The 24,914-nt window shown below is 48.5% G+C and carries 28 protein-coding genes; 8 read left to right on the top strand and 20 right to left on the bottom strand.

Annotated features, from left to right (window positions below):
- Position 1 precedes the first annotated feature (1 nt).
- Positions 2 to 166 carry an anti-adapter protein SpxO gene (spxO, locus tag BR62_RS19460; protein WP_003151811.1) on the bottom strand — a complete coding sequence of 55 codons (165 nt, stop codon included), beginning with the start codon at positions 164 to 166 and terminating at the stop codon, positions 2 to 4.
- Between the two features lie 178 nt (positions 167 to 344).
- Here spxO and BR62_RS0103720 point away from each other — a divergent pair, with 178 nt between their 5' ends.
- Positions 345 to 1,220 carry a TetR/AcrR family transcriptional regulator gene (locus tag BR62_RS0103720; protein WP_017418948.1) on the top strand — a complete coding sequence of 292 codons (876 nt, stop codon included), beginning with the start codon at positions 345 to 347 and terminating at the stop codon, positions 1,218 to 1,220.
- A 36-nt stretch (positions 1,221 to 1,256) separates the two neighbouring features.
- Here the strand turns inward: BR62_RS0103720 and fumC are convergent, their stop codons facing one another.
- Together fumC and BR62_RS0103710 are read right to left on the bottom strand one after the other, a co-directional pair.
- The gene (fumC, locus tag BR62_RS0103715) at positions 1,257 to 2,645 is read right to left on the bottom strand and encodes a class II fumarate hydratase (protein WP_007410064.1); all 1,389 of its coding nucleotides are present in this window, start codon (positions 2,643 to 2,645) and stop codon (positions 1,257 to 1,259) included.
- A gap of 67 nt (positions 2,646 to 2,712) precedes the next feature.
- Positions 2,713 to 2,898 (bottom strand): YvzF family protein, encoded by a 186-nt coding sequence (locus tag BR62_RS0103710; protein ID WP_003151806.1) that lies wholly within the window; start codon positions 2,896 to 2,898, stop codon positions 2,713 to 2,715.
- A gap of 115 nt (positions 2,899 to 3,013) precedes the next feature.
- Between BR62_RS0103710 and BR62_RS0103705 the strand changes: the two genes are divergently transcribed.
- From BR62_RS0103705 to BR62_RS0103695, 3 genes are read left to right on the top strand one after another with little or no spacing between them, the layout of a single operon-like run.
- Positions 3,014 to 4,456, top strand: a complete 1,443-nt coding sequence (locus BR62_RS0103705) for a spore germination receptor protein GerAA (RefSeq protein ID WP_015240554.1) — start codon at positions 3,014 to 3,016, stop codon at positions 4,454 to 4,456.
- Positions 4,431 to 5,531, top strand: a complete 1,101-nt coding sequence (locus BR62_RS0103700; RefSeq protein WP_007410062.1) for a spore germination protein — start codon at positions 4,431 to 4,433, stop codon at positions 5,529 to 5,531. Before BR62_RS0103705 ends, BR62_RS0103700 begins: the two co-directional genes overlap by 26 nt.
- Entirely contained in the window at positions 5,528 to 6,643 is a 1,116-nt protein-coding gene (locus BR62_RS0103695; protein WP_020956323.1) for a Ger(x)C family spore germination protein, read from the top strand. The genes BR62_RS0103700 and BR62_RS0103695 overlap by 4 nt, the downstream gene beginning before the upstream one ends.
- A gap of 42 nt (positions 6,644 to 6,685) precedes the next feature.
- On the opposite strand, the gene BR62_RS0103690 is transcribed toward BR62_RS0103695, so the two are convergent.
- The 11 genes from BR62_RS0103690 to BR62_RS0103640 all read right to left on the bottom strand — a co-directional run bounded on the left by BR62_RS0103690 (position 6,686) and on the right by BR62_RS0103640 (position 16,521).
- On the bottom strand, positions 6,686 to 7,318 hold the full coding sequence (locus BR62_RS0103690) for a two-component system response regulator LiaR (protein ID WP_007410060.1): 633 nt from the start codon (positions 7,316 to 7,318) through the stop codon (positions 6,686 to 6,688).
- Positions 7,296 to 8,378: a two-component system sensor histidine kinase LiaS gene (gene liaS / locus BR62_RS0103685; protein WP_003151796.1), complete on the bottom strand. Its 1,083-nt coding sequence runs from the start codon at positions 8,376 to 8,378 to the stop codon at positions 7,296 to 7,298. Before liaS ends, BR62_RS0103690 begins: the two co-directional genes overlap by 23 nt.
- Positions 8,375 to 9,106 carry a cell wall-active antibiotics response protein LiaF gene (liaF, locus tag BR62_RS0103680; RefSeq protein WP_032869717.1) on the bottom strand — a complete coding sequence of 244 codons (732 nt, stop codon included), beginning with the start codon at positions 9,104 to 9,106 and terminating at the stop codon, positions 8,375 to 8,377. The genes liaS and liaF overlap by 4 nt, the downstream gene beginning before the upstream one ends.
- A 26-nt stretch (positions 9,107 to 9,132) precedes the next feature.
- Positions 9,133 to 10,002 (bottom strand): LiaG family protein, encoded by an 870-nt coding sequence (gene liaG, locus BR62_RS0103675; protein ID WP_015240556.1) that lies wholly within the window; start codon positions 10,000 to 10,002, stop codon positions 9,133 to 9,135.
- A 105-nt stretch (positions 10,003 to 10,107) separates the two neighbouring features.
- On the bottom strand, positions 10,108 to 10,785 hold the full coding sequence (gene liaH / locus BR62_RS0103670; protein WP_007410057.1) for a stress responsive protein LiaH: 678 nt from the start codon (positions 10,783 to 10,785) through the stop codon (positions 10,108 to 10,110).
- Between the two features lie 13 nt (positions 10,786 to 10,798).
- Complete coding sequence (locus BR62_RS0103665; protein WP_007410056.1) at positions 10,799 to 11,179, bottom strand: protein liaI; 381 nt, start codon at positions 11,177 to 11,179, stop codon at positions 10,799 to 10,801.
- 166 nt (positions 11,180 to 11,345) lie between these two features.
- On the bottom strand, positions 11,346 to 12,614 hold the full coding sequence (locus BR62_RS0103660) for an MFS transporter (protein WP_012118411.1): 1,269 nt from the start codon (positions 12,612 to 12,614) through the stop codon (positions 11,346 to 11,348).
- Positions 12,615 to 12,778: 164 nt separating this feature from the next.
- Positions 12,779 to 13,348: a cob(I)yrinic acid a,c-diamide adenosyltransferase gene (locus BR62_RS0103655; RefSeq protein ID WP_032869715.1), complete on the bottom strand. Its 570-nt coding sequence runs from the start codon at positions 13,346 to 13,348 to the stop codon at positions 12,779 to 12,781.
- Positions 13,345 to 14,571, bottom strand: a complete 1,227-nt coding sequence (locus BR62_RS0103650; protein WP_032869712.1) for an ABC transporter ATP-binding protein — start codon at positions 14,569 to 14,571, stop codon at positions 13,345 to 13,347. The genes BR62_RS0103655 and BR62_RS0103650 overlap by 4 nt, the downstream gene beginning before the upstream one ends.
- Positions 14,568 to 15,614, bottom strand: a complete 1,047-nt coding sequence (locus BR62_RS0103645) for a FecCD family ABC transporter permease (protein WP_032869709.1) — start codon at positions 15,612 to 15,614, stop codon at positions 14,568 to 14,570. Before BR62_RS0103645 ends, BR62_RS0103650 begins: the two co-directional genes overlap by 4 nt.
- A complete protein-coding gene (locus tag BR62_RS0103640) occupies positions 15,577 to 16,521 on the bottom strand; it encodes an ABC transporter substrate-binding protein (RefSeq protein ID WP_012118415.1) in 945 nt (314 codons plus the stop codon). Before BR62_RS0103640 ends, BR62_RS0103645 begins: the two co-directional genes overlap by 38 nt.
- Positions 16,522 to 16,708: 187 nt before the next feature.
- On the opposite strand from BR62_RS0103640, the gene BR62_RS0103635 reads away from it, so the two are divergent.
- Positions 16,709 to 17,500: an SDR family NAD(P)-dependent oxidoreductase gene (locus tag BR62_RS0103635; RefSeq protein WP_025285249.1), complete on the top strand. Its 792-nt coding sequence runs from the start codon at positions 16,709 to 16,711 to the stop codon at positions 17,498 to 17,500.
- Positions 17,501 to 17,551: 51 nt separating this feature from the next.
- Here BR62_RS0103635 and BR62_RS0103630 read toward each other — a convergent pair whose 3' ends face one another.
- The 5 genes from BR62_RS0103630 to BR62_RS0103610 all read right to left on the bottom strand — a co-directional run bounded on the left by BR62_RS0103630 (position 17,552) and on the right by BR62_RS0103610 (position 21,895).
- Positions 17,552 to 18,430 (bottom strand): SMP-30/gluconolactonase/LRE family protein, encoded by an 879-nt coding sequence (locus BR62_RS0103630; protein ID WP_032869706.1) that lies wholly within the window; start codon positions 18,428 to 18,430, stop codon positions 17,552 to 17,554.
- A 63-nt stretch (positions 18,431 to 18,493) separates the two neighbouring features.
- Positions 18,494 to 20,236: a HAMP domain-containing sensor histidine kinase gene (locus BR62_RS0103625; protein ID WP_032869704.1), complete on the bottom strand. Its 1,743-nt coding sequence runs from the start codon at positions 20,234 to 20,236 to the stop codon at positions 18,494 to 18,496.
- Positions 20,233 to 20,952 (bottom strand): response regulator transcription factor, encoded by a 720-nt coding sequence (locus BR62_RS0103620; protein ID WP_003151779.1) that lies wholly within the window; start codon positions 20,950 to 20,952, stop codon positions 20,233 to 20,235. The genes BR62_RS0103625 and BR62_RS0103620 overlap by 4 nt, the downstream gene beginning before the upstream one ends.
- A 173-nt stretch (positions 20,953 to 21,125) precedes the next feature.
- A complete protein-coding gene (rsoA, locus tag BR62_RS0103615) occupies positions 21,126 to 21,362 on the bottom strand; it encodes a sigma-O factor regulator RsoA (RefSeq protein ID WP_003151778.1) in 237 nt (78 codons plus the stop codon).
- On the bottom strand, positions 21,359 to 21,895 hold the full coding sequence (locus BR62_RS0103610; protein WP_087920805.1) for a sigma-70 family RNA polymerase sigma factor: 537 nt from the start codon (positions 21,893 to 21,895) through the stop codon (positions 21,359 to 21,361). Before BR62_RS0103610 ends, rsoA begins: the two co-directional genes overlap by 4 nt.
- 242 nt (positions 21,896 to 22,137) lie before the next feature.
- On the opposite strand from BR62_RS0103610, the gene BR62_RS18990 reads away from it, so the two are divergent.
- From BR62_RS18990 to BR62_RS0103600, 3 genes are all read left to right on the top strand, one after another.
- Positions 22,138 to 22,293 carry a YvrJ family protein gene (locus BR62_RS18990; protein WP_007410044.1) on the top strand — a complete coding sequence of 52 codons (156 nt, stop codon included), beginning with the start codon at positions 22,138 to 22,140 and terminating at the stop codon, positions 22,291 to 22,293.
- Positions 22,294 to 22,410: 117 nt separating this feature from the next.
- A complete protein-coding gene (locus BR62_RS0103605) occupies positions 22,411 to 23,571 on the top strand; it encodes an oxalate decarboxylase family bicupin (protein WP_007410043.1) in 1,161 nt (386 codons plus the stop codon).
- A gap of 66 nt (positions 23,572 to 23,637) precedes the next feature.
- The gene (locus BR62_RS0103600; RefSeq protein WP_015240564.1) at positions 23,638 to 24,060 is read left to right on the top strand and encodes a regulatory YrvL family protein; all 423 of its coding nucleotides are present in this window, start codon (positions 23,638 to 23,640) and stop codon (positions 24,058 to 24,060) included.
- A gap of 37 nt (positions 24,061 to 24,097) precedes the next feature.
- Here BR62_RS0103600 and BR62_RS0103595 read toward each other — a convergent pair whose 3' ends face one another.
- Positions 24,098 to 24,901, bottom strand: a complete 804-nt coding sequence (locus BR62_RS0103595; RefSeq protein WP_015240565.1) for an ABC transporter ATP-binding protein — start codon at positions 24,899 to 24,901, stop codon at positions 24,098 to 24,100.
- Between the last annotated feature and the right edge of the window lie 13 nt (positions 24,902 to 24,914).

Genomic DNA, 24,914 nt, shown 5'->3' with positions numbered 1-24,914 from the left:
TTTATGTGAAGGAATAGCCGTTAAAATCTCTGTAGTTTGCTTTCAGCGGTTTTTGGCATTGATGAACCCATTTCTTTTCACAAATTGTCTTTTTCGGATATTTCACCTTTTCGACTTTAATTCCTCTGTTTCGCAAGCGGCTGATCATTTCATCTAATTCTTTCATTTTCAGATTCACCCTTTCGCCAGAACTTTGACCATTCGGTCAGCTCACTTTATAATATAAATAAAACAAAACAAAAAAACAAGTTACAATCAGGTTAAATTTACGGAATATCAATATGACCATATAGTCATACAAGAGCAGCACAAGCCAGCCTCCTGGCTCCGAAAGGGTGGAACCATTGAAGGAAAAAGAAAAGCTGATCATTGAAGCAGCAATTAAACTGTTTGCCCGAAAAGGGTACAAATCTACATCGGTTCAGGAAATCGCCGATGAATGCAAAATCTCAAAAGGCGCTTTTTATCTATACTTTCCTTCCAAAGAAGCACTGCTTCTATCCATGCTGAATTACTACTATGATAAAACGTTTACCCGAATCACGACGATCCAAACGGAGGGCGACAGTCCGAGAGCCGCTTACCAAAAACAGCTTGCGGTGTTTTACGAATCGATTCTCGCCCATCAGGATTTTATTACCGTGCAGATGAAAGACGGTTCACTTCCTTATACCGAAGAAGCGGCGCAGTGCGGAAAGAGAATCCGCCGGTCGATCCTGCAGTTTCATATCGACAGTCTTCTTGCGATTTACGGAGAAAAAGCTGAACCATACACAGCCGAGCTTTGTTTTTTAATAGAAGGAATCAGTCAGATGTATCTTGAATATCTCATTCTGACCGGCCGGTCCGTACAGCCTTCGCTTTTGGCAAATACCGTGATTCACAGAATTGATGACATCGTAAACGGAATGGCGGACAGACATGATGAAGCGTTTATTTCTCTTGATGAGGCAAGCTCACTGTTTGGGCCCCTTCATAACGGGCAGCCCGATCCTTTAAGCCAATCGATCTTGCAGACCCTCCGCACGCGCATCGGCACGATGGACAAGGCGCAAGCATCTGAATTCACCGAGAGCTTGGATATTCTGGAAGCAGAAATGAAGAAAAAGTCGCCGAAACCGGCAATCATCAAAGGAATGATACTGAATTTGAAGGAATCCGACCTGCTGGCTGAAGATGCAGAACAGCTCAGATTTTTACTGAAACAGCAGTTTATTTAGAAGAACGGCCGCAATGACTGCAGCCGTTCTTTCTTTTTATGCTTTCGGGTGCACCATATCTTCCGGACGCACCATTTCATTAAATTGTTCTTCTGTCAGAAGGTTCAGCTGTAATGCCGCTTCTTTCAGCGTCAGGCCTTCTTTGTGGGCAAGCTTGGCGATTTTCGCGGCGTTTTCATAACCGATGTGCGGGTTAAGCGCCGTAACAAGCATTAATGAGTTAGAGAGATTTTCCTGAATCGTCTCTTGGTTCGGCTCAATACCGACAGCGCATTTGTCATGGAAGGAATTCATTCCGTCACTGAGCAGCTGCACGGTCTGCAGGAAGTTATAGATAATAACCGGTTTGAAGACATTCAGCTCGAAGTTTCCTTGGCTGGCCGCAAATCCGATTGTCGCGTCATTTCCCATCACTTGCGCGGCGATCATTGTCAGCGCCTCACTTTGCGTCGGGTTGACTTTGCCCGGCATGATAGAGCTTCCCGGCTCATTTTCAGGAATGACGATTTCGCCGATTCCGCAGCGCGGGCCGCTTGCCAGCCATCTGACATCGTTGGCAATCTTCATCAGGTCGGCAGCCAATGCTTTTAACGCGCCGTGAACGTGAGTGATTTCATCATGGCTTGTGAGCGCGTGGAATTTGTTAGGCGAACTCTTGAATGTCTGCCCCGTTACTTTTGTGATTTCTTCCGCGACGAATTCACCGAACTGCGGATGGGCGTTGATTCCCGTGCCGACTGCCGTGCCTCCGATGGCAAGCGCGCGGATTTTTTCCGTTGACTCAAGAATCATTTCTTTCGAACGGTCAAGCATGTATACCCAGCCGCTGATTTCCTGTCCGAGCGTCAGCGGAGTGGCGTCCTGCAAATGCGTGCGTCCGATTTTCACAATATCCTGATAAGCTTTCGCTTTTTCATCAAGCGTCGCGCGCAGCTGATCAAGCGCCGGAACGAGCTGCTCATATACGGCAAGAACCGCCGCAACGTGCATCGCCGTCGGGAATGTATCGTTTGAGCTTTGGCTGCGGTTAACGTCATCATTCGGATGAATCTTCAGCTCGGAATTTTTTTCTTTCAATAAAGCAGTCGCGCGGTTGGCCACCACTTCATTCATGTTCATGTTGCTTTGCGTGCCGCTTCCCGTCTGCCAGACAACGAGCGGAAAGTTATCGTCGTATTTGCCGTTTAAAACATCGTCACATACAGCGGCAATCGCCTGTGCTTTTTCAGACTCTAAGTTGCCGAGGCGTTCGTTGGCGATCGCTGTGCTTCTTTTCAATATTGCAAACGCCTTCACAACACGCTGAGGCATTTTTTCTGAACCGATTTTGAAGTTCTCTTTGCTGCGCTGTGTCTGAGCGCCCCAAAATTTATCTGCCGGAACTTTAACTTCTCCCATGGTGTCTTTTTCAATTCTGTAGTCCATTTATGTATCCCTCCATAACAGTTGCTTCACCCTGAGTATTATTCGCCAGTAACAGATGAAACCCTTTTTATTTTTCGGCCTTGGCCGTTTTTAATTTCAGCTCAAGATAGACGCGCGAATCCTTAGAGTATTTATACTTCGGATTTGTTTTACGGTATTCTTTCGACGTGTAAGCCACTTCGTAATGCGCTTCAAATGATTTGATGAGCTGTTCAATTTCTTCGGCATTTCCTGCCAGTCTGACTTGTGCCACATCTCTCCTCCGCTTTCATAAAAAACTTGTACCATTAAATACTTTATCATAGTATATCATTTTTTTAACAGGAAAAGATAACCTCAATTAAGGATTGGAAGGCGGGTGACTGTCGATGGCGCAATCGGAATTCAAGGAATACATACACGTTAATCTGGCACTAGTGCTTCCCCACGTAGAGCAGAATGATGACCTGGTTCAAAATAAAAAGATGCTTCCAAACGGGCTTGTTTTTTATTATATGTATCTGAGGGAAATGAACGACGAAGACAAAGTAAAAGAGGCGATTGAAACGCTGCTTCGGGAGGAAGACACTCTGACGCTGGATACGGTGACGAAACGTCTTGATAAGATCGACGCCCGTCCCGTCTTTACGTCGAAGGAAGCCGTCATCTCCATTCTGCGGGGAAAATGCGCCGTGTTTATTAACGGACTTGACAGCGTATACATTTTGTCCACGGGAAAAAGAGAAAAAAGAAGCGTGAATGAACCCACATCCGAAAAGGTCGTAAGAGGTCCGAAAATCGCCTTCATAGAAGATTCTGATACAAACGTCGCCATGATCAGGCAGCGCACGAACCATCCGAAGCTGAAAACGAAAAAGGTTCCGATCGGAGAAAATAAGTTAAAATACGCCACGGTCATGTACATAGATGATAAGGCGGACCCATCTGTCGTCAGCGATGTTGTAAAGCGCCTCAGCGAAGTGAAGATGGACGACATTCAGGATTCCGGAACGCTTGAGGAGCTTATTGAGGATAATAAGTATTCGCCCTTTCCGCAAATACAAAATACGGAACGGCCTGATAAAGTCTCTTCCGCCTTGTTCAACGGCCGCGTCGCCATCCTTGTCGACAACTCGCCGTTTGCGCTGGTGGTTCCGGCTTCTTTAGGAATTTTAATGCAGTCTCCCGATGATTATTATGAACGGTGGATTTCCGCCTCGCTCATCCGGGTGCTGCGGTTTACGTCTATTTTTATTACGCTGTTTTTTTCGTCCATTTATATCGCCCTCGTTTCGTTTCACCAAGGGCTGCTGCCGACATCGCTTGCAGTCACCATCGCGGCGAACAGAGAAAACGTTCCCTTCCCGCCTATCATTGAAGCGATGGTAATGGAAATTACGATAGAGCTGCTGAGAGAAGCGGGCTTGAGGCTTCCCAGCCCGCTCGGCCAGACGATCGGATTGGTGGGCGGAGTCGTCATCGGCCAAGCGGCCGTTGAAGCGAATATTGTCAGCTCCATCATGGTCATCGTGGTCAGCATTGTCGCGCTTGCTTCATTTACGGTGCCGCAGTACGGGATGGGTCTGTCATTCCGTGTGCTCCGTTTCATTTCGATGTTTACCGCCGCAGCTTTCGGGCTGTACGGCATGATTTTATTTATGCTGGCGATCTACACTCATTTATCGAGACAGCGAAGCTTCGGTTCTCCGTATTTCTCGCCGAATGGATTTTTCAGCTTAAAAAACGCAAACGACTCTATTCTCCGTCTCCCTATTAAAAATCAACCAAAAGAGGCGAAAAACGTAAATGAGCCAGAAAACAACTCTCAATAAGCTTACAAGCTATCAAGGGACGGCATTGATTTCCAACACGATGCTCGGGGCGGGACTCCTTACCATGCCGCGGTCGCTGTCATCAAGGGCGAATTCGCCGGACGGCTGGATTGCATTATGTCTGGAAGGCGTCATCTTTATCTTTTTGATTTATCTCAATACGCTCATTATGAAAAAGCATCAGTACGGATCATTGTTTGATTATATGAACGAAGGCCTCGGCAAATGGGCGGGAAATATCGTCAATCTTATGATCTGTCTCTATTTTATAGGAGTCGCCAGCTTCGAAGCCCGGGCGATGGCGGAAATGGTCAAGTTCTTTTTATTGGAGAGAACGCCCGTGCCGGTTACGCTGTTTATCTTTATCGCCTGTTCCGTTTATTTAATTATCGGCGGCATGAGCGATCTCGGCAGGCTCTTTCCTTTCTATTTAACGATTACGATCATTATTTTGCTGGTGGTGTTTTCTTTCAGCTTTAAAATATTTGATCTGGACAACCTGCGGCCGGTGCTCGGACAGGGGTTTTCTCCCGTTATGGCTTCCTTGACCGTCGTTTCTGTTTCATTCTTAGGAATTGAGATTATGCTGTTTCTCCCTGAGCACATCAAAAATAAAAAGCACACGTTCCGTATGTCGGCCATGGGCTTTGGCATCCCGATTATTTTATACATCATTACCTACGTGCTCGTCGTCGGCGCCTTAACCACCCAGGATGTCAAAACAATGATCTGGCCTACGATTGCGCTTTTTCAATCATTTGAAATCAAAGGGCTTTTTATCGAAAGATTCGAGTCTTTTTTGCTTGCCGTCTGGATTATCCAATTTTTCGCCACCTATGTATCGTACGGATATTTCGCGACATCGGGTCTTAATAAAATTTTCGGGCTGAAGCACAAAAAGGGCATCATTTTCGTAGGCATTGCGACATTCTTCGGATCATTGATGCCCAAAGACGCTAACAAGCTGATGCTGTTCAGTGATATTCTAGGCTATATCTTCTTGGTTTTCTTTTTGCTGCCTTTACTGATGTTTGCAGTCGTCGCTGTGAAAAGGAAGGTGAAAAAAGCGCAATGAAGAAATATATCGTAATCATTCTTTGCACATTGCTTTTAGCCGGATGCTGGGACAGCCGCAATATAGAAGATTTGAGTCTCGTTATCGGCGTCGGGCTCGATAAACCCGAGGAAGAAAACGTGGAAGTGACGCAGCAGATTCTGGTTCCGCAAAAAGCAAGTTCCCAGCAGTCGTCGTCAGGGAGCGACACGACAAAGGTGACTTCCACTTCCGGAGAAACCGTCCATCAAGCCTTACGAACGGCATCATTAAAAAATCACCCCGCTTTCTCCCAGCACTTGCGTATCATGCTGTTTTCCGAGGCGCTGTTAAAGGACGACATCCCGCTTGACGCATTGATGAACCAATTTATCAGGGACAACGGTACGAGAAGAAGCTGCAATGTGATGACGGTGCCGGATAAAACGAAAGATATTTTCAAAATCAGTGACCAGGGAGAGCCTGCGTCAAATACGATCTATGACTTAACGGAGAATAATGCGGTCACCATCCGGATGATGGAGCCCGTGACATTGGGGGAAATATCCGAGAGAATCGCCAAGGGCGAGACCTTTGCCCTTCCTCAAGTTCGCCAAGTGGGCAGCAGACTGGAAATCTGGGGCGCTACCATTATTAAAAATAAATTCTGGTATGCGAATCTAACTCCTTTACAAGTCCAGAATATGAACCTGTTCACAGGCACGGTAAAGGGAGGCGTTACGTTTGCAAAGCATGACAATTATTATTTGTCTTTCGAGGTATTTTCCAGCAAATATGATGTAAAAACACAATATAAAAACGGAAAATTCAAGTTTATCGTTACCCGGTTTGTTGAAGGCCGTCTATCTGAGGATTGGAACCCGAAAGAAGATTCCTTCAAGGAGTCCTATATAAATGAAATCAAAAACGCGGTAAAACGCAGCATTCATTCAGATGTCATGGCATTCATTGATTACATGCAGCATGAGTTGAAAGTGGATATTACCGGGTTAGGCGATCAAGTCCGGATTCATTATCCCGATAAATGGAAAAAGATATCCTCTGACTGGGATCATCACTTCAGTGAATCGGATATTGAATACAAAGTCAAAGTCGCCATCAGGGATTTCGGAACAAAGGGAATGTCCCAATGACCCCGTTCCTCGGGAGAGTGTGCTGGCACCGCTCTCCTTTTCTTATGTCACGAGATGATTGCGGTGGGCATATACGGCTGCCTGCGTGCGGTCACTGACATCAAGCTTTGACAATATATTCGTAATGTGGGTTTTCACCGTTTTAATCGTAATGAACAGCTCTTCACCAATCTCTTTATTCGTCTTGCCTTCCGCGACGAGACAGAGGATTTCCAGTTCTCTTTTTGTCAGCGTTTCATGCGGAAGCTGATTCTCTGAATGGCGCAGCCTTGACAGCACTTTTCCCGCCACCTTCGATTCAAGCTTCGGTTCGCCCTTGGCAGCCGCTCTGATGGCTTCGGCTATTTCTGCCGCCTTGGACGTTTTCAGCAAATAGCTGAGCGCTCCCGCTTCGATCACCGGATACACTTTGTCGTCATCAATAAAGCTCGTCAGCACGATGATTTTCGGGTCATTGAGTGTCGCGCAGATCTGTTTTGTCGCTTCGATACCGTCCATGCCGTCCATGACGAGGTCCATTAAAATCACATCCGGCAAAAGCTTTGCGGCCAGATCGACGCCCTGCTGCCCGTCTGATGCTTCACCGGCGACTTCAATGTCCGGCTGTGCTTCTAAAAATGCGGCCAGACCCATCCTGACCATTTCATGATCATCAATCAGTAACACTCGAATCACTGTCGTTCTCTCCTTTTGTTTTCTGATAAATCGGGACTTTCACGTCGATCTGCGTGCCTTTTCCCTTTACGGAGATAATTTCCGCTATGCCGCCGATTTCACTCGCTCTTTCCTTGATGGAATGCAGGCCGTATGAGGATGCTTTCACTTGATCCATCGTAAAACCCGCCCCGTTATCAATGACTTTAAGCTGAAGTTTTTGATGTTTCGCGCCGAGCCTGACGGTGACCTTGGTCGCCTTTGAATGTCTGAAAACGTTGGAAAGCGCCTCCTGCACGATGCGGAACAGATGGTCTTCAACGCCTTTTGACACACCCGTATCGCTGATGTCCCACTCAATATCCAGCGGCTGCTTCGCTTTGAACTCTTTTAACAGCTCAATCAGCCCTTCTTTTAAGCCTTTTCCTTCTAAAGTGACGGGCCGCAAATGCAATAGCAGCGCTCTCATCTCGTTTTGCGCTTCCCCCGCCATATGTTCAACCATGCGAATCCGTTTGACGATTTTGTCATCCGCATCTTTCACCTGCTCTAAGACGGCGGATGTCATCATAGAAATGGCAAAGAGCTGCTGGCTGACGGCATCGTGCAGATCGCGCGCCAGCCGCTGGCGTTCTTCAGTGATGACTGATTTTTTCATTTGATCCTGCCATTCCGCCCGCTCGTTGGAGAGCTTTTGCAGCGATGTAACCTGGAGCTCGACCCGCTTGGCCATTTCGTTGAGCTGGTCTGCCGCCAGACCGATTTCATCATCGCCGAGCGGCGGCACCCGATAAGCAAAATTGCCGTTTTCAAATTTCAAAACCGCTTCAATCAGTGTATCCATTCTTGTTTTCAGGCGGCCGCCATATACATAACCGGAAATCAACCCCGCCGAAAGAGACGCCAGAAGCAGGATGACCACAAACGGAATACCGAACCAGCCGGAAGAAAACAGCAGCATCGGGTCAAGCCCGTAATACAGCAGCATCAGCGTAATAAACACCGCGCAAAGGAGCAGACTGAGTCCCGCGGTCATCCGCATGGCGCGCCACTGAATATTGGCGAGTAATTTTTTCCTCATAAATACTTCACATCCACATCGCCGATGAATAACGAAATTGAAATTTTAATCCGCCGCGGCGAGTCGCCGTACTCAGACGATACTTTATACAGATTCGGGCTCATGCCGCTTTTCTTAGAGCCGAGCAGGTTCATATCGCCGATAAAAGCCGATGAACTGACGGACACTTCGATATCCGGCGGGACGTACACATCGACATTGCCGATGACACCGCTGATGGTCATCGTGCTTTCTCCTTCGGGAATCATCGCTTTTGACAAATCAATTTTCACATCGCCGATGAATCCGGAAACATTTAAATCATTCAGCTCAAACGGGTCCTTCATCATCCGGAGCTCGCCGATAAAAAAGCTGCGGAGGTCCGGCTGTCTGCTTTCCGTCTGGGCGGAAGACTTTGGCTGCTCTTCTTTTTCAAGATTGATTTTCTTCTCTTTATGTTCATGCACGCGCTTTCCTTTCAGGAGCCTGTAGCCCGCGTATATGAGAAAGGCGGCGAAGGCATAGCCGAACAGGTTAAAGGTGGCGCTGAACAGGTTCCTCAAAAATAAAAAAGCGGCAAAGATATACAGGACGGAGCCGAGCCAGCCGCGGGAATATTTATTAAAAATATAACCTGTAATCAGAAAAAAGAGCGGCCAAAACAAGAAGTCGCCGATGCCGATAATACGCAAAAACATGCTGACGCCTAATAAGGCGATGATAAGTCCGAGAATCTGTTTTTTTGCCATCAGCTGCTTGCCCCTCCTTTCCTTGACTATTGCAGTGCAATATTGCCGCTCGTCACTTTTATATCAATCGGCCTGGCGCCGCTGCCTTTCATGCCGGTAAATGCTCCGCCTTCCTTACTCGTTTTCTCAAAGGAATAAGACGGCCGAATCCTTCCGCTTGCCGTCTCGGCGTTCACCGTAAAACTTCCGTCTTTCGGCAGGCTGATCGCTGCGCTGCCGCTCGCAAGCCTGACGGATACGGGAGCATCCGCCGTCTCAAGCGAGGCGTCGACACTGCCGGAAGCGACCCGCACGTCAAGGGCGCCCGCCACATGTTGAAGCCCGACATGTCCCGAGGATAAGCGGACAGCCCCCGTTTTTGCCGCAAGGCCTGCTGCTGTGAGATTGCCCGACAGCCCCTTCGCTTCAAACACATCCGTCTTCACGTGCTTCAGCGACATGTTCCCGCTTACAGAACGGACGCCGAGGTGCGCAAGAGACAGCCCCTTGTTTCCGTCGACGGCAATGCTGCCGCTTGATGTATGGACGGTGATGTCCCGATGATAATCATACGGAATGCGGACAATCAGCAGAGGGCGCTGAAAGAGATTCAGAAATTGGAACCCTTTCTCCTTCGCTTTGAGATTGAGGGTCTTTCCCCTGCTTTGGACAAACATTTTCCCCGCCGGTCCCGTCATGTTTGCCGCGATATCATTCCGCGCTTCCGCGATGATTTTTACATCCGTCTGTTCCGATGAAACCGACAGGCTGTTGACGGCACGCGGCGGTATGCTTGCCGATTCCGCTTCTGTTTCGTACAGCGGAAAAAAACGCCCGGCAAACACTTCTTTCACCAAAAACAGACAGCAGATCAGAACGGACGCCGCCATCAGTCCTTTGGCAATCTTACGCTTCATTACGTTCCATCCTTTTTCATTCATTTTATTATAAAGGAAAAGCCGGAGAATTGATACGTGCGTATAGGGAAGAGGCGTAAACGCGCCGATCTTCCCTTGTGCACATTATTCATGAGCCGCTTTTTGACGCTCTGTTTTTTCCAGAGAAAGCGAGCGCATTTTTTCAATCTCAGCTTCCACCTCGTCTGAATATTGGGAGCGGCTGTATTCTGTGTTCGCCTCAGCTGAAGTGCCGTATTTGACGCGGACTTCCATTTCTTCAATGCGGCTTTCCATTCGAAGGAACTCTCTGTAGGCGCTTTCGCTGTCAATTTTGTCGAAAGAAGCGTTCATATGTTCCTTCGCATTTGCCGCGTTCGCGCGGGCGATGAGCGCCTGTTTTTTATCCTTTACGTCGCGGAGGCGCGTTTCTAAAGTTTCCAGCTGCTCTTTCAGCTCTGCCAGCTGTGTTTTCGCCTGCTCATACGCTTTTTCATGTTCGGCCGCTTTTCCCTCAAGGTATTTCATTTCAGTCAGCGCCTTTTTCGCCAGCTCCTCTTCCCCGGCGTCAAAAGCAAGCTGAGCTTGGTTTTTCCGTTTTGCCGCCGTTTCGGAGGCGTCTTCCTGTTTTTTCTTAAACTGATGGACGATCGTATGCTGTTTGACAATCGTTTGTTTCGCCTTAGCGATGTCACTTTCCATATCACGCACATATTGATTCAGCATGACTTTCGGATTTTCTAATTTATCAAGCCCTTCGTTAACAGATGCGACGAACATATTTCTTATTCTTTTTAAGACCATTTTGTCTTCCTCCTTATTTTTTCTTCAAAAATTCTTCCCATTCAGAGTCAAATCCGGATTGATAGCCCGGTGATGCCGCTTCCGGTTCATACTGGCGGGAAGCGGTGTCTGAGCCGCCCTGCTTCATCATCTTCCACCCGAAATACACCATGGCGCCGGCCAGTCCGATCGCAACGATAAATGGAAGAGAACCGACGAGAATCATAGCTCCGATGACGCCCGCGATGATACCCGATACCGCCCGGCCTTTTGAAAAACGTTTGATTCCCCAGTAAAGCATCAGGCCTCCGATCGCCAGCGGGATGATAAATGCGAAATGGCCTCCTCCGAAAAAGACAGAAAGTCCGAACACAATCAGCAGAAAGCCGCCTGCCGTTTTACCATTTATATTCATGCAGATCCTCCTTTCGTTTTCCTTGTCTTTACTATAAACAAATCCCGCGGCCGGCAAAACGAGTCAGAGATTGATTTTCATATCAGACCGGAGTCGTATAAGCCCCCGGACCTTCGCATAAAAAAACGCCGCTGCACCGGACGGCGCAGGGCGTTTTATGAAAAATCTATATTCTGATGCTCGCTTCTTTTTCCCTGATGAGATCTGAGCGTTCGGCTTTGGCCAGCTTCGTAAAGAACAATATTCCGAGACCGGACAGGACTTCAACGAGACCGCCTGCGGCAATGACTTTTCCGGGGCCGAAGGCGTTAGCCGCGTATCCGCAAAGAACCGCGCCGAGCGGAATGGATATGTTTGAGATCATATGGATGACGGCATAGACTTGCGGCTGGTCATCATGGTCCACAGACGTCTGAATAATCGTATATTCCGGCACATTAATAGCGCTGACGGCAGATCCGAACGCAAACGCGGCGAGGAAGACGAGCGGCAGAAAAGTGTTGAGGCCGGTGATGAAAAATGCCGCTCCTTCTATGATTCCCGCTGACACAAACAGGAGACCGTATTTGTTCACCTTCACCTTAGCCAAAATAAAACCCATTAAAAAGGCTCCGCCCGTGCCTGTCGCTTTCAAAAGCGAGTAGATGATCGGCGGCATGTTTAAATCTTCGGCGACATAAACGGCAGAGAGCGCCTCCCACGGAGCGGCCGCAAAATTCATGAAGATACAATAGATGGCGAGCGGGTATAAAATCTGGTGTTTCCTGACAAGAACGAAACCCCGTTTGAGCCTTCCGAAATACGTCCCGCGCTGTCTGACGGCGACTGGATCCTGTTTGGCATGCTGGACTTGGTATGACATAAAGAGTACGAGAAAACCTGATAGAAGATAGAATATAAGAGCGATAAACAAAGAATAAGCGGGACTGATAAATGTTAAGAACACCCCGCTCAGCGTAATGGCGGCAAGCCTGACGATCTGGCCTGATGACTGGATGACCGCATTCGCTTTCTGCAGGCTGCTTTCTCCGACAATATTGGGGATTAATGAGATAGATGCAGGATTATAAGCGGCTCCCGTGGCTGAATGCACAATCATGAGAAGCATGACAAACCATAAAGGAGAAAAACCGTTAAAGTAACAGACCGGAATGATCAACACGACCGCCGCGCGCGTCAGGTCGGAGAAATACATCCAGAATTTCAGCGTATGCTGCTTCATAAAAGGCCCGGTAATCGGCGCCAGCATCGCCTCCGGAAGGAACGTGACCGCAATGAGCAGGGACGTGCCGATCGCGCCTTCCCCGTCAAAAATCAAAAACCATAGAATGGAATTAAAGGCAAAACCGTCGCCTGACAATTTAACCAGCCTTGAGATAAACAGAAGGGTGAAATTTTTATTCCAGATGCTCTCGCTCTTATTATATGTATCCATCTATCAAATCCCCCATTATTTTACAATGTTTCTTATAATATCTCATTTTTTAATTTTTCAGTCAATAATGCATAAGATACATTTTCCTCTTGTCAATAAAGGTTCAATTGATGGATATCTCTATAAAAAAACAGCCGGCTTGCAGCTGCCGGCTGAACAAAACGTTATTCATCATCACGGAATACCGCGGCGCTTCTTTCATACTCTATATCCTGAACGCCTTGTCTTGCGTTGACCGCTCTTGCCGCCGCGAAAAAATAATCAGACAGGCGGTTCAAGTAACGCATCACCGTATCATTTATCTCTTCTGTTTTGCCGAGTTTGACGACGAGACGCTCAGCCCGTCTCGTGACGGTCCGCGCGATGTGAAGCTGAGCAGCCGCCTTATGCCCGCCCGGAAGAATAAATTTCTCAAGCGGGGGCACTTCAGCCGTGTAACGGTCTATGCAGTCTTCCAATGCGGAAATAGATGTCTCTCTTAATGTATAGCTTCTATGTTCAGTGACCGTCGCCAAGTCGCCGCCGCAGTCAAACAGCTCATGCTGAATGTTTCGGAGTTCGGCTTTCACATCACCGCAATTCTCACAATCATCAAGCTCCGCAAGCGCAAGCCCGATAAAGCTGTTCAGCTCATCGATCGTCCCGTAGCTTTCAACCCGCAGACTGTCTTTATCCGTTCTGCCGCCGATCAGGCTTGTCTGTCCTTTATCGCCGGTTTTCGTATACAGCTTCATCGTTGTATTCCTCCTTCTTCCGCCGCTTTTACACATGCCGCGGTTCCTCTTCTGACGGCTCTTTCCGCGTGAGGGACGTCTATTGCCTCTCCTGTCTGCAAGACACAAATGACAATGTCGCCTTTTGCCTGTCTGCCGGAAAGAGCCTGCATTCTCACTTCAGCCGCTGCCGTTAACAGCCGTACAAATCCCTGTTCCGATAAACGTCCGCTGATCAGCACCCAAACGGTATGCTGCGCAGTCACGGCAATTGTGACCGAATCAAACGTACGGCAGATCAAACCAGCGGCAGCTGAGCCGGAAAGCCGGCGGCTCCACGAAAAGCCCGGGCCGTCAGATGCGGTTGACAACATTCTGAACGGCCGTTCTGTATGAAGCGTTACGGTATTTCCGCTTTTGTTTATCAGAGAGGCGAACGGAACGTTGACAGGCTCTCTTTCCTCCTGCGCTTCCGGCATGAAAGCGATCAGCGGTTTCGGCGACGATTGCTGGGCAACAGCGCTGACGGTGATGCCGTAAATGTCTTCAATCGTCTCTTTTTTCAAAGCCTGATCCGGCGTCTGCTTCGGAAAAGCGCGTCCGTCTTTCATCATCAGGAGCTGATCACAATATTGGCCTGCGGCGTTTAGGTCGTGAAAAATACTGATGACCGTCAGGCCTCTTTCTCTCGTCAGCCGCTTCACCGTATCAAGCAGGTCTTTCTGATATTTGAGATCAAGAAAGGTCGTCGGCTCATCCAGACACAGTACCTCAGGCTGCTGAGCCAGCGCCTGCGCCAGAAAGACGCGCTGCCGCTCCCCGCCGCTCAGATTGCGGACGGATTGCTGCGCATATCGGTCGATGCCCGTCATTTCCATCGCTTCCCGGACAATGTCTTCGTCATGTTGATCCATCTGTCTGAAGAGTCCTTTTTGATACGGGTATCTGCCGAAAGACACTGTTTCCTTAACGGTAAATGTAAAAGCTTGCTCCGTATGCTGCGGCAAAACGGCCATGATTTTCGCAAGTTCCCGCGGCTTGTATCCGCCGACGGGCCTGCCTGCTACGAGCGCCTCGCCTTTTGACGGAGAGAGCATTCCCGTCAGCAATTTCAACAGCGTTGTTTTTCCCGAGCCGTTCGGACCGAGTATGCCGACAAATTCACCTTTTCCGGCGGTAAAGCTGACATCTTCCACAATCATCCGGCCTCCGTACCCGCCGGACAGGCTGCTCACCCTGATCATAAGCGTTTCCCTCCATGATGCTGGTGAAGCAGAATCAAGGCAAACACAGGCGCTCCCGCCAAAGCCGTCATAATGCCGATCGGCAATTCGACAGGCTCAATGACGGTGCGGGAAAACAAATCCGCCAAAATGAGAAACCCGGCGCCCGTCAATGCTGACAGCGGCAGTAAATGGCGATGATCCGTTCCCCATAAAAGCCGTGTCACGTGGGGAATGACAAGGCCGACAAATCCGATCGTCCCCGAGACGGCAACCGCTCCTCCCGTCAGCAGAGATCCGGCGGCGATCATCAGCCATTTTCTTTTTCCCGTACTGACGCCTAACAGCCTTGCCTTTTCTTCTCCATAAGTCATAATGTTTAATTCTCTGCCATTGATAAGCAGAACCGCCGTCCCGGCCAGAAAAAAAGGCAGAAACAGCGCGACATAGCCCCAGCCCCTCATTGACACGCTTCCTAACAGCCAGCGGACAATCGGGAGCAGATCATTGCCCGTTAAAGCGATCACAAGCGATATGAGAGCTCCGAGAAAAGAATTCATGATGATGCCTGTCAAAATGAGCGTCGAAACCGACATCGACGCATGAACGAGGCGGCTGAAAAACAGAACCGCCGCCATGACCGCAATCGCTGCGGCAATGCTGACAACCGGTAGTGTGAACCGGCCGATGACGGGAATCTGAATGCCGAAAAACAAGGTGATAACGGCTCCCGCCGAGGCTCCCGAAGATACCCCGAGTGTATAAGGGTCGGCGAGCGGATTTTTCAGAAGTCCCTGAAACGCCGCTCCCGCAATGGATAACGCGGCTCCGACAAGGGCAGCCAGAACGACTCTCGGCAGGCGGATATTCATCATAATATTTACATTCATAGGATCAGCCGAGGATGTCCGGCCGATCCCGATCCAAAAAACGTCGGATAAAGGAATATGCAGACTGCCGATTGAAATGCCGAGTGCCGTACAAACGGCTAAAAACAGCAGGCTGACCGTGTAGGCCAGCGGGCGGTTACTTTTTAAACGTTTCAGGATAAACGCTTTCTGCAAGCTTCTCGACCCCTTTGACAAGGCGCGGGCCTGAGCGTGTGACAAGGTCGGGATCAACAGAATAGACATTGTGGTGTTTGACCGCATTGACGGCACCCCAGCCGGCGCGTTTTTCCACTTCAGCGGCCTTTACGCCGTCTGTCGTAATGATGACGTCCGGATTCATTTTGACAATCGCTTCATCCGTCAGCTGAACCCAGCCGGTCTGGCTGCCGGCGGCGTTTTTCGCGTGTATATCTTCAAGCATTTCGTTCATAAACGTGCCTTTCCCCGTCGTGTAGCCGTCAGGAGACACTTCGACGAATACTTTCTTTTCGTCTTTTTCAGAAATGGCCGCCGCTTTCTTTTCTATGCCGGAAAGGTCGGATTTCATCGATTTGATCAGCTTATCCGCCTGCTTTTCTTTGCCGGCCGCTTTGCCGATCATGCTGATAGATTTGTACACGTCTTGGAACGATTGCGCATCATTGACCGTTAAGACGGTGATGCCCGCATCTTTCAGTTGCTTCATCGCATCGGCGGAAGCGGACATAGAGGACGCGTGGGCAAGCACAAGATCCGGCTTCAGCGCGATGACTTTTTCAGCGTTCACATTCATATCTCCGACTTTCGGTTTTTTTACCGCTTCTTTCGGATATGTATCATTTGTCGTGACGCCTGCGACCTTATCTCCCAGTCCGAGCGCGTATGTAATTTCCGTATTGCTCGGCATGAGGGAAACGATTTTTTCCGGTGCCTGCTTTATGGTTACTTTTTCGTTCGCGGCATCCTTAATGGTTACCGGGAATGCTTCGGTTGAGACGGCTTTTTGTTTGGCCGCGCTTCCTTCTTCCTGTGCGCCGGAACAGCCGGCGATCACAAAGGCGGTGACCAAAAGCGCCGCCCAGACGGCAGTGATCTTCTTCATTCTTTTAACTCCCCCTGATTATGGTAAACGATTGTCTCTTTGACATTCGTATCCTTTTTTCGCAGTAATTATACTATAAGTCTTTAAGGCTTGTATATCCGGCCTTTTTGCATGAAAGCAAATTGTTCGTACACACTAAAATTCATCATGTATACTGTTACACAATGGTGTAAAAAGGAGGATTATTATGGAATTACAGCTTGAACGAAAGCTCGTGTTGATTACAGGATCAACCTCAGGCATCGGAAAAGCTGCGGCAAAAAGCTTTTTAGCCGAAGGCGCCGAGGTGATTATAAACGGAAGAAAAAAAGAAACTGTGGAACGGACGGTTGAGGAGCTTTCCGCTTACGGAACGGTTCACGGCATCGCTGCGGATTTATCGCGTCAGGATGAGGCGGATGACTTGATAAAGCGCGCCGGCGGAATCGGGGAAGTCGATATTCTCGTCAATAATCTCGGTTTTTTTGAAGTAAAAGACTTCGCTGAGGTGTCTGATGACGAATGGACTCGGTATTTTGAAGTGAATGTTATGAGCGCCGTGCGCCTGTGCCGGCGTTTTCTGCCGCAAATGCTCGAGAGAAACAGCGGACGGATTCTGAACATCTCCAGTGAAGCCGGTGTCAAACCGCTTGCGCAAATGATTCCGTATTCAATGACGAAAACGGCGTTAATCAGCTTGTCCCGGGGAATGGCGGAAATGACGAAAGGCACAAATGTCACGGTCAACTCCGTGCTGCCGGGACCGACATGGACCGAAGGCGTCGCTTCTTACATGGAAGGAGCCGCAAAGGCTGCCGGAGAAGACACAAACAGCTTCGTCCGGGATTATTTTAAAGTGAATGAACCGACATCATTGATTCAGCGCTATGCAACCCCGGAAGAAGTCGCCAATACGATTGTATTTCTCGCTTCATCAGCGGCTTCTGCCATTAATGGCACCGCACAGCGGGTTGAAGGCGGCATCATCCGCTCCATTTAACACAAAAAAGCCCGGCACAATGGGGACTTCCCCATATGCCAGGGCTTTTTTTTACATCATGCCTGCAAACGGAACCGGCTCCCAGCCGCCCGTCTCAAGCTCTGCTGAAAACAGGCCGCCCGCATGCGGCTGCTCAAGTCTTTCGGCTTCCGTCAATTTTTCCGTCGCGGTCGTAATGTATAACGTGTTCAATTCTCTGCCTCCGAACGCGCAGCAGGTGACGTATTTCGCCGGAACTTCGATAGATGCAATTTCCTTATGCAAAAACGGGTCAATCCGGACGGCACGGCCGCCTCCGAACAGAGCAACCCACAGCATTCCGTCACGGTCAATGGTCATTCCGTCGGGAGATCCTTGCGACTTTGGAAAGCGGTAGACCGTTTTCGGATCTGATACGGCTCCGGTTTCAGGATCGTATGCATAACAGACGATTTCCTGCGTCGGAGTGTCGATATAGTACATCAAGTTTCGGTCCCGATCCCAATCCAAACCGTTCGAGGTGGAGACCTGGTCTTTTATTTTGGCAAGGCTGCCGTCCGTATTCAGACGGTACAGCGAAGCCTCCTCTTCTTTGCCTTCCATGCTCGTCGTTCCCGCCCATAATCTGCCGGACGGGTCGCATTTTGCGTCATTGAAACGGATATCTTCCCGCATATCTTTCGGCTGCTTCATCTTCGTCAATGTGTCTTCCCGAAGATTGTACAGGTAAAAACCGTCTTTCATCGTCATCACCAGCTCTTCCTTTGAATACAAGGCCAGAGCCGTGACAAATGATTTGAATTTAACGGAACGGTTGATTCCGTCAGCCGGAGTGAAGATATGCAGCTGGCTGCCCAGTATATCCACCCAGTACAGGCATTGCTTGTCCTTGTCCCATAAAGGGCCTTCTCCGATAACTGCTCTCGTATCTGCTCGTAATGCTGCTTCCATGTGTGAACACCTCTTTTGCTTGTCAGTCTTCTATTGTTATTCCCGACAAAGCGGCGTCCAAACTCAATCTTTTTTAAAAAGAATCGTAATCACCGTTCCGGCGCTGATTCTGCTGTTGACATGGATGGTTCCGTTATGAAGGTGAACCAGCTCCTTGGCAATGGCGAGCCCGAGTCCCGTTCCTTCTGACGGTCCCTTCGTATTCGTTCCCCGATAATAACGGTTAAACAGCTGGTGAATCGTTTCATCGTCCATTCCTCTTCCGTTATCTTTCACCTTCAGAATGAGCTGTTCGGCTGATTCCTCAAGCACGACCCGAATGGCGGTCCCTTTCTTATTATGCTTAACCGCGTTTGCCAGCAGATTCTCCAGAATACGGCGGAACCACGCTTCATCAATGGCGAAAAGAATGTCTTCCTTTTTGGTTTCAAAGGCGATGTCATAGCCTTCCGAGAACGTGTTTTTCGTGAAATCGTTCGTGACGTTTCTGATAAACGGCACGACGTTGATCAGCCGCCGTTCGATCGGGAGGGCCGCGTTTTTGAGGCGGTATGTTAAGTTTAAGTCCTCAATCAGCTTCGACATATATTCTGATTTTTCCCGGACGATCTGCCCCATTTCTTTGACTTCTTCCGGGGTCCAGTCGTATTGCTTCGATTCAAGCATCATGCTGTAGCCGTAAATCGTGCTCAGCGGGGTTTTTAAGTCATGGCTCAGCCCGGCGATCCACTCTTCCCTTGTCGCCTGGATTTTTTCTCTGTTTTTCTTATCCCGCTTCAGCGTGTCGGTCAGCTGATCCATCGATTCGAAAATCTCGGCGAAAAAGCGGAACGGCTGTTTTGTTTTGCCTTTTTTGTTTTTGCTGACCGGCTGTCCTTTGCGGTTCTTCGGCTCTTCAAGCCGGCCCTTTGATAAATTGACGAGCCATTTGATGGTATGAAACAGCGGCCAGCCGAAACGGAAAGAGTACCAGATGGTCAGGATGCAGATCATAAATACCAGGATTCCGATCAAGAGGAAGAGGGTTTTCATCACATTTCTCAAAAATGATTTGTTAAACTCGTGATCGGGGATGTACACGGGGTTCGGCACCGACGCGACCATCCATTTCGTTTTATCGAGTCTTTTAAAAGAAATTTCCCGTTTGTAATTCCACGGCTTGGAACTGTATTTCAGCAATTCAAGCTCATTGACGGTGCTCCGTTCTTTTTTCGTGCTGTTGATATCCCCGAGCAGTCTGCCGCTGTCTTCGAGAAGGTAGACCGCCCCTTTTTCCCGTTTAATATAATCAACCGTGCTCTTTTTATATTGAGAAAGGGAAGCGAGGGATGGCTCCTGTGATTCGATGTAAGTGAGAAGCTGCTCACTGGCGGATTTCCAGCCGAACAGAATCAAATAGGTCTCATCATTTATCGTGACCGTCCAGTAATTCAGCTTGTAGTTGTCAAAATTCCGGTACTGGTAAATGGATAAGAGATCTTTTCTGCTGTAATGGCTCGGGACGTCTTTCGGCACTCTGTACGCGTAGTCCGTTTTTTCTTTGTCATTAATGATCTGCAGCCAGCCCTTCTGCTTTCTGACCGACATCTTTAAAAATTCATCGACATCCCATGTGCCGTCTTCGTTTTTATCAAGCCACGCTTCAAACGAGTCTGCCGTCGCTTTGGTCAGTCCCGCATTGGCTTCCGCTTCGCTGAAACGCCAATCCAAATAGAAGAAAGAAGCGACGGCCAAAACGGACATCAGCAGGATGACAAGCAGAAGCTGTCCGAAAAAGTGGAGCAGAAATTTTCCGCGCATTCTCATGAGCGGGTTCCTTTTTCTCCTTGATCGGGAATAAACCGATAGCCGAGGCCGCGCACCGTTACAATATAAGACGGATTGCTGGGGTCTTTTTCAATCTTTTCTCTGAGCTTGCGGATATGCACCATGACGGTGTTGTTATCGCCGTAAGACGGATATCCCCATACTTTTTCATAGATCTGATCTTTTGAGAGCACCACATCAGGGTGTTCACAGAAATATTGAAGCAATTGCAGAAGCTGTGCGGAGCAGCTGACGGGCTCGCCCCCGACGATCAGCTCGGCGTTTTGCGGTGAATAGGAAAAATGGCTGTATGAATACGTCTTTACCGCCGTTTTCTCTTCGCGCTTATAGGTTCTCTTTAACGTCGCTCTGATCCGCGCCGCCAATTCGAGCGGATTAAACGGCTTTGTTATATAATCGTCAGCTCCCAATGCAAATCCTGACAGCTTATCCGCATCAGAAGAACGGGCAGTCAGAAAAAAGATCGGAGCGTCGGTATAGTTCCGGATTTCGGTGCATGCTTCAAAACCGGACATGCCTTCCATCATCACATCCAGCACGAGCAGATCCGCGGTTTCATGTTTAACAAACTCGATCGCTTCCTCAGCGCTTCCGGCTGTCTTAATGTTGTGATAGCCTTCTTTGACGAGAACGCGTTTGACCATATCAACGATCGCCTTCTCATCGTCTACAATTAAAATTGACGCATTTTCCACCTTGGACGTTCCTTTCTCTTTGTTTTTTTCATCATATCATTATATGGATAAGATTTGGTACCTTTTTAGTGCGGAGGTCTTGCGGGGAAACAGAAAAGAAAAACGAGACCGGACATCTCTTCTCGTTTTTCTCACGTTGTCAGAGCGGAATATCCATCATTCCGCCGCTTTTGTCAGGAGCTTTCATTTATAAGATGAAGAATAAATTCCCAAAAACCCGGCACTTCCTGGCATAACAGCATGTCCGCTTTTTCAACGATTTTAATCTTCAATTCTTGTTCAAGATCTTCTCTTTCCTGGTATGATGTATTGCTCAGTTTTTTTTTTATCATTGGCGAAAAACGCGAAATCAAAAGTTCCATTTCGTCGGTATCTGTGTTCTCTTTGTTGAAGTCAAATGGCCCGTTCACTGCTTATTTTCCCCCTTTTTTTGCTTGTCCAGCTGCTTTCTGAGATTGTCGAGCCCTTTTTTATGAATATTGGAAATGTTCTGCCGTGATTCACCCAGCGACTCGGCAATCTCCTTCATCGTCGCTCCGTGAAGATAAATATTCGTCAGCACGCTTTTTTGTTTATCGGTTAACGTCTGAAGCGCTTCGTATAAATCACGGTTTTGGACATGCTGGCTCAAATCCCCCTGCTTCCGTAGAAACTCTTCATACGCGTCTTTTCCCATTTCATAGGGAAGCGCTTCACCTCCCTCCGGCTGATCCACCGTCAGCGGATAGCGCTTCTGATTTTTACGGATGCGCTTGTCAAAATCGATGGAGAAAATCCGGATCATAGAGTTCATATATTTGATGATCCGGATTTCCTTATAAAACTGTTTAAAATGGTCGTCCAGTGATTTTGCATCCTTCTCGTCTGAATGTTCCAGCACATTTTTAAATTTCTCGTAATGCTTTGGGTCACTTAAAAAATGTTTAACGATCGGATGTTTCATAATTTCCTTGCATTTTGACCGTAAAAGAACTTGATAGTCCATAAAACCGCCCCCTATTTAAATTAAATGAAAGAAAGCAAAAAAAAGTAAACTACTCCTTTCCGACTAAGATTCCGCACTCCTTATGTCCCGGTTTTGCCGGAACAAAAAAAAGACCCTCAACCGCGATATCAGGTTTACAGGAGCCGCTCTTTCTTTCACTTATATACATGACTGCAGGTCAAGTCAGGAGGTGGCTGATAATGGATCAGGTTTTTATAGAAGAAGCGGTCAGACAGCTCGGCAATCTCGGCTTTCCGGCTCTGATTGCCATGTATCTTCTCACACGGTTTGAGAAGAAGTTTGACGCCCTGATCGAACTGATGACGGAACTGAAAGATCAGAAAATGAAAAATTAATTTTCACACGAAGTTGACTTTTCATCGGAACGCATCACTTAACAAAGCAGAAGGGAAAACGAAAGGCCTTTCACATTCTCTTTCTGAAAAAACAAAGCTTGAGAGGAGACGATTTACATGTCAAAAGAAAACAACTGCAATATCCCGCAGCCGATCAGAGGAGACAAAGGGGCGACCGTCACGATTCCGCGCAACCTTGAAAGAGACCGCCAAAATCCGGATATGCTGACGCCGCCGGAAACGGATCACGGCACAGTGGATAATATGAAATTCTCTTTCTCAGATGTGCACAACCGGCTGGAAAAGGGCGGATACGCGCGTGAGGTGACCGTTCGCGAGCTGCCGATTTCTGAGAATCTGGCATCTGTCAACATGCGTTTAAAACCGGGCGCCATCCGTGAGCTGCACTGGCATAAAGAAGCGGAATGGGCATATATGCTGACGGGCAAAGCGCGGGTCACGATTGTTGATGAACAGGGACGCAGTTTTATCGATGACGTGAAGGAAGGAGATCTGTGGTACTTCCCGTCAGGCCTGCCGCACTCCATTCAGGCGCTGAAAGAAGGCTGTGAATTCCTCTTGGTTTTTGATGACGGTTCTTTCTCAGAAAACAGCACATTCCAAGTGACTGACTGGCTTGCCCACACACCGCTTGATGTCATCGCCAACAACTTCGGGGTTTCAGAAAAAGACCTCGCCGGCCTGCCCGGGAAAGAAAAATATATCTTTGAAGAGCCGGTTCCCGGGAAGCTGAAAGATGACATTGTGGAAGGCCCGAACGGTGAAGTGCCTTATCCGTTCACTTACCGCCTGCTGGATGAAGGCCCGACTGCTGAGACAGATGGCGGCAAAGTATATATCGCGGATTCCACAAACTTCAAAGTGTCCAAAACGATCGCTTCAGCGCTTGTCGTGGTCGAACCGGGCGCAATGAGAGAGCTGCACTGGCATCCGAACACGCATGAATGGCAGTATTATATTTCCGGTAAAGGACGGATGACGGTTTTTGCATCGGACGGCCATGCGAGAACATTTAACTATCAGGCCGGGGATGTCGGTTACGTCCCGTTCGCAATGGGCCACTATGTGGAGAATTTGGGAGATGAGCCGCTCGTCTTCCTGGAAATCTTCAAGGATGACCACTATGCCGATGTGTCCCTGAACCAATGGCTTGCCATGCTTCCTGAGAAATTCGTCCAGCAGCATCTGGATCTGGGCAAAGACTTTACGGATATTCTTTCGAAAGAGAAACACCCTGTCGTCAAAAAGAAATGCTGAAGATACACACCGGCTTGCAGAGTTCCGTCTCTGCAAGTCTCCTCTGTGTGAAAAGGAGCTGAACAGATGATCAATCAAAACGGGACGAAAATGTTTTTTCTTCATGTGCTCCGGTATGCCCTGGCAGCCGCTGCCGTATTATTCGGGTATTTCATCGTGATGATGGCTGTATTTTCATTAGCCGGGACGAGCTACGGATCGATGGCGTACGTCTTGCTTTTTTCCGTGCTTTTTATTCTTCTCGGTTTATGTTTTGAACCGCTTGAGCGGCTGATGATACATAGCTTTACCTTTTTTGGGACGGGCAGGCTGCCTTTTCTCCTTTTAGCCAGCACCGTTCAGCTGCTGTTCCTCTGGATGACCGCGTATACGACGGATAAACTGATTGAAAAGATTTGGCTGTCAACGACGGAGGAGCTGATTGTGGCGGGGGTTTTTTTCGTTTTGGATAAATGCGTCTCCGGACAAAAGCAGCCTCGGGCGCAATAAAAAAACGCAGGCCGGAATGGCTCTGCGTTTTTTTTCATCATACCGTTGCGTTTTCATGCCGGATTAAATCGTAGGTTAAGCAGACCGGTTTGTTCGTGCGCGGATCTTTTACAATCTGTGCGTCAATTTGGAAAACGTCTTCCAATATTCCGGGAGTCATGACTTCCTCCGCCGTTCCTTCCTTGATGACGCGCCCTTTTTTCAGGGCGATCATGTAATGAGAAAAACGGGCGGCATGGTTCAGATCATGAATGACCATTAAAATGGTGCGGCCCTGCTCCTTGTTTAATTTGTCCAGCAGCTGCAAAATTTCAAGCTGATGGGCGAGATCTAAATAAGTGGTCGGTTCATCAAGAAGCAGCAGCTCCGTTTCTTGAGCGAGCGCCATGGCGATCCACACACGCTGCCGCTGCCCCCCGGAAAGCGCTTCGATCGGCCGGTCGTAAAATTCGGCCATCCCCGTCTCTTCAAGCGCCCATTTGATCATGTCACGGTCTTTATCACTCAAACGGCCCATTCCGGACTGATGCGGAAACCTGCCGTAAGAAACAAGTTCGTACACCGTCAGCCCGCTCGGCGCTTCAGGCGTCTGCGGAAGAATTGCCATTTCCTTGGCGATGTCCTTCGTGGATTTTTGCATGATCGCCTGTCCGTTTAAATAGACGGCGCCGGATTTCGGTTTCATGATTCTTGACATCGTTTTGAGAACCGTCGATTTTCCGCAGCCGTTCGGACCGATCAGCGTTGTAATTTTTCCTTTCGGGATGGCGATATCCAATTCTTCCGCTATCAAACGGTCGCCATAACCGACAGTAAGCTGTTCCGCCGATAATGAGTTCATCGCGGCAGTCTCC

The organism is Bacillus sp. UNC69MF, from assembly GCF_000746035.1.
In the GTDB taxonomy this organism is placed as follows: domain Bacteria; phylum Bacillota; class Bacilli; order Bacillales; family Bacillaceae; genus Bacillus; species Bacillus velezensis.
Note: the sequence above shows the minus strand (reverse complement) of the source record. Positions and strands in the feature narration are given on the sequence as shown.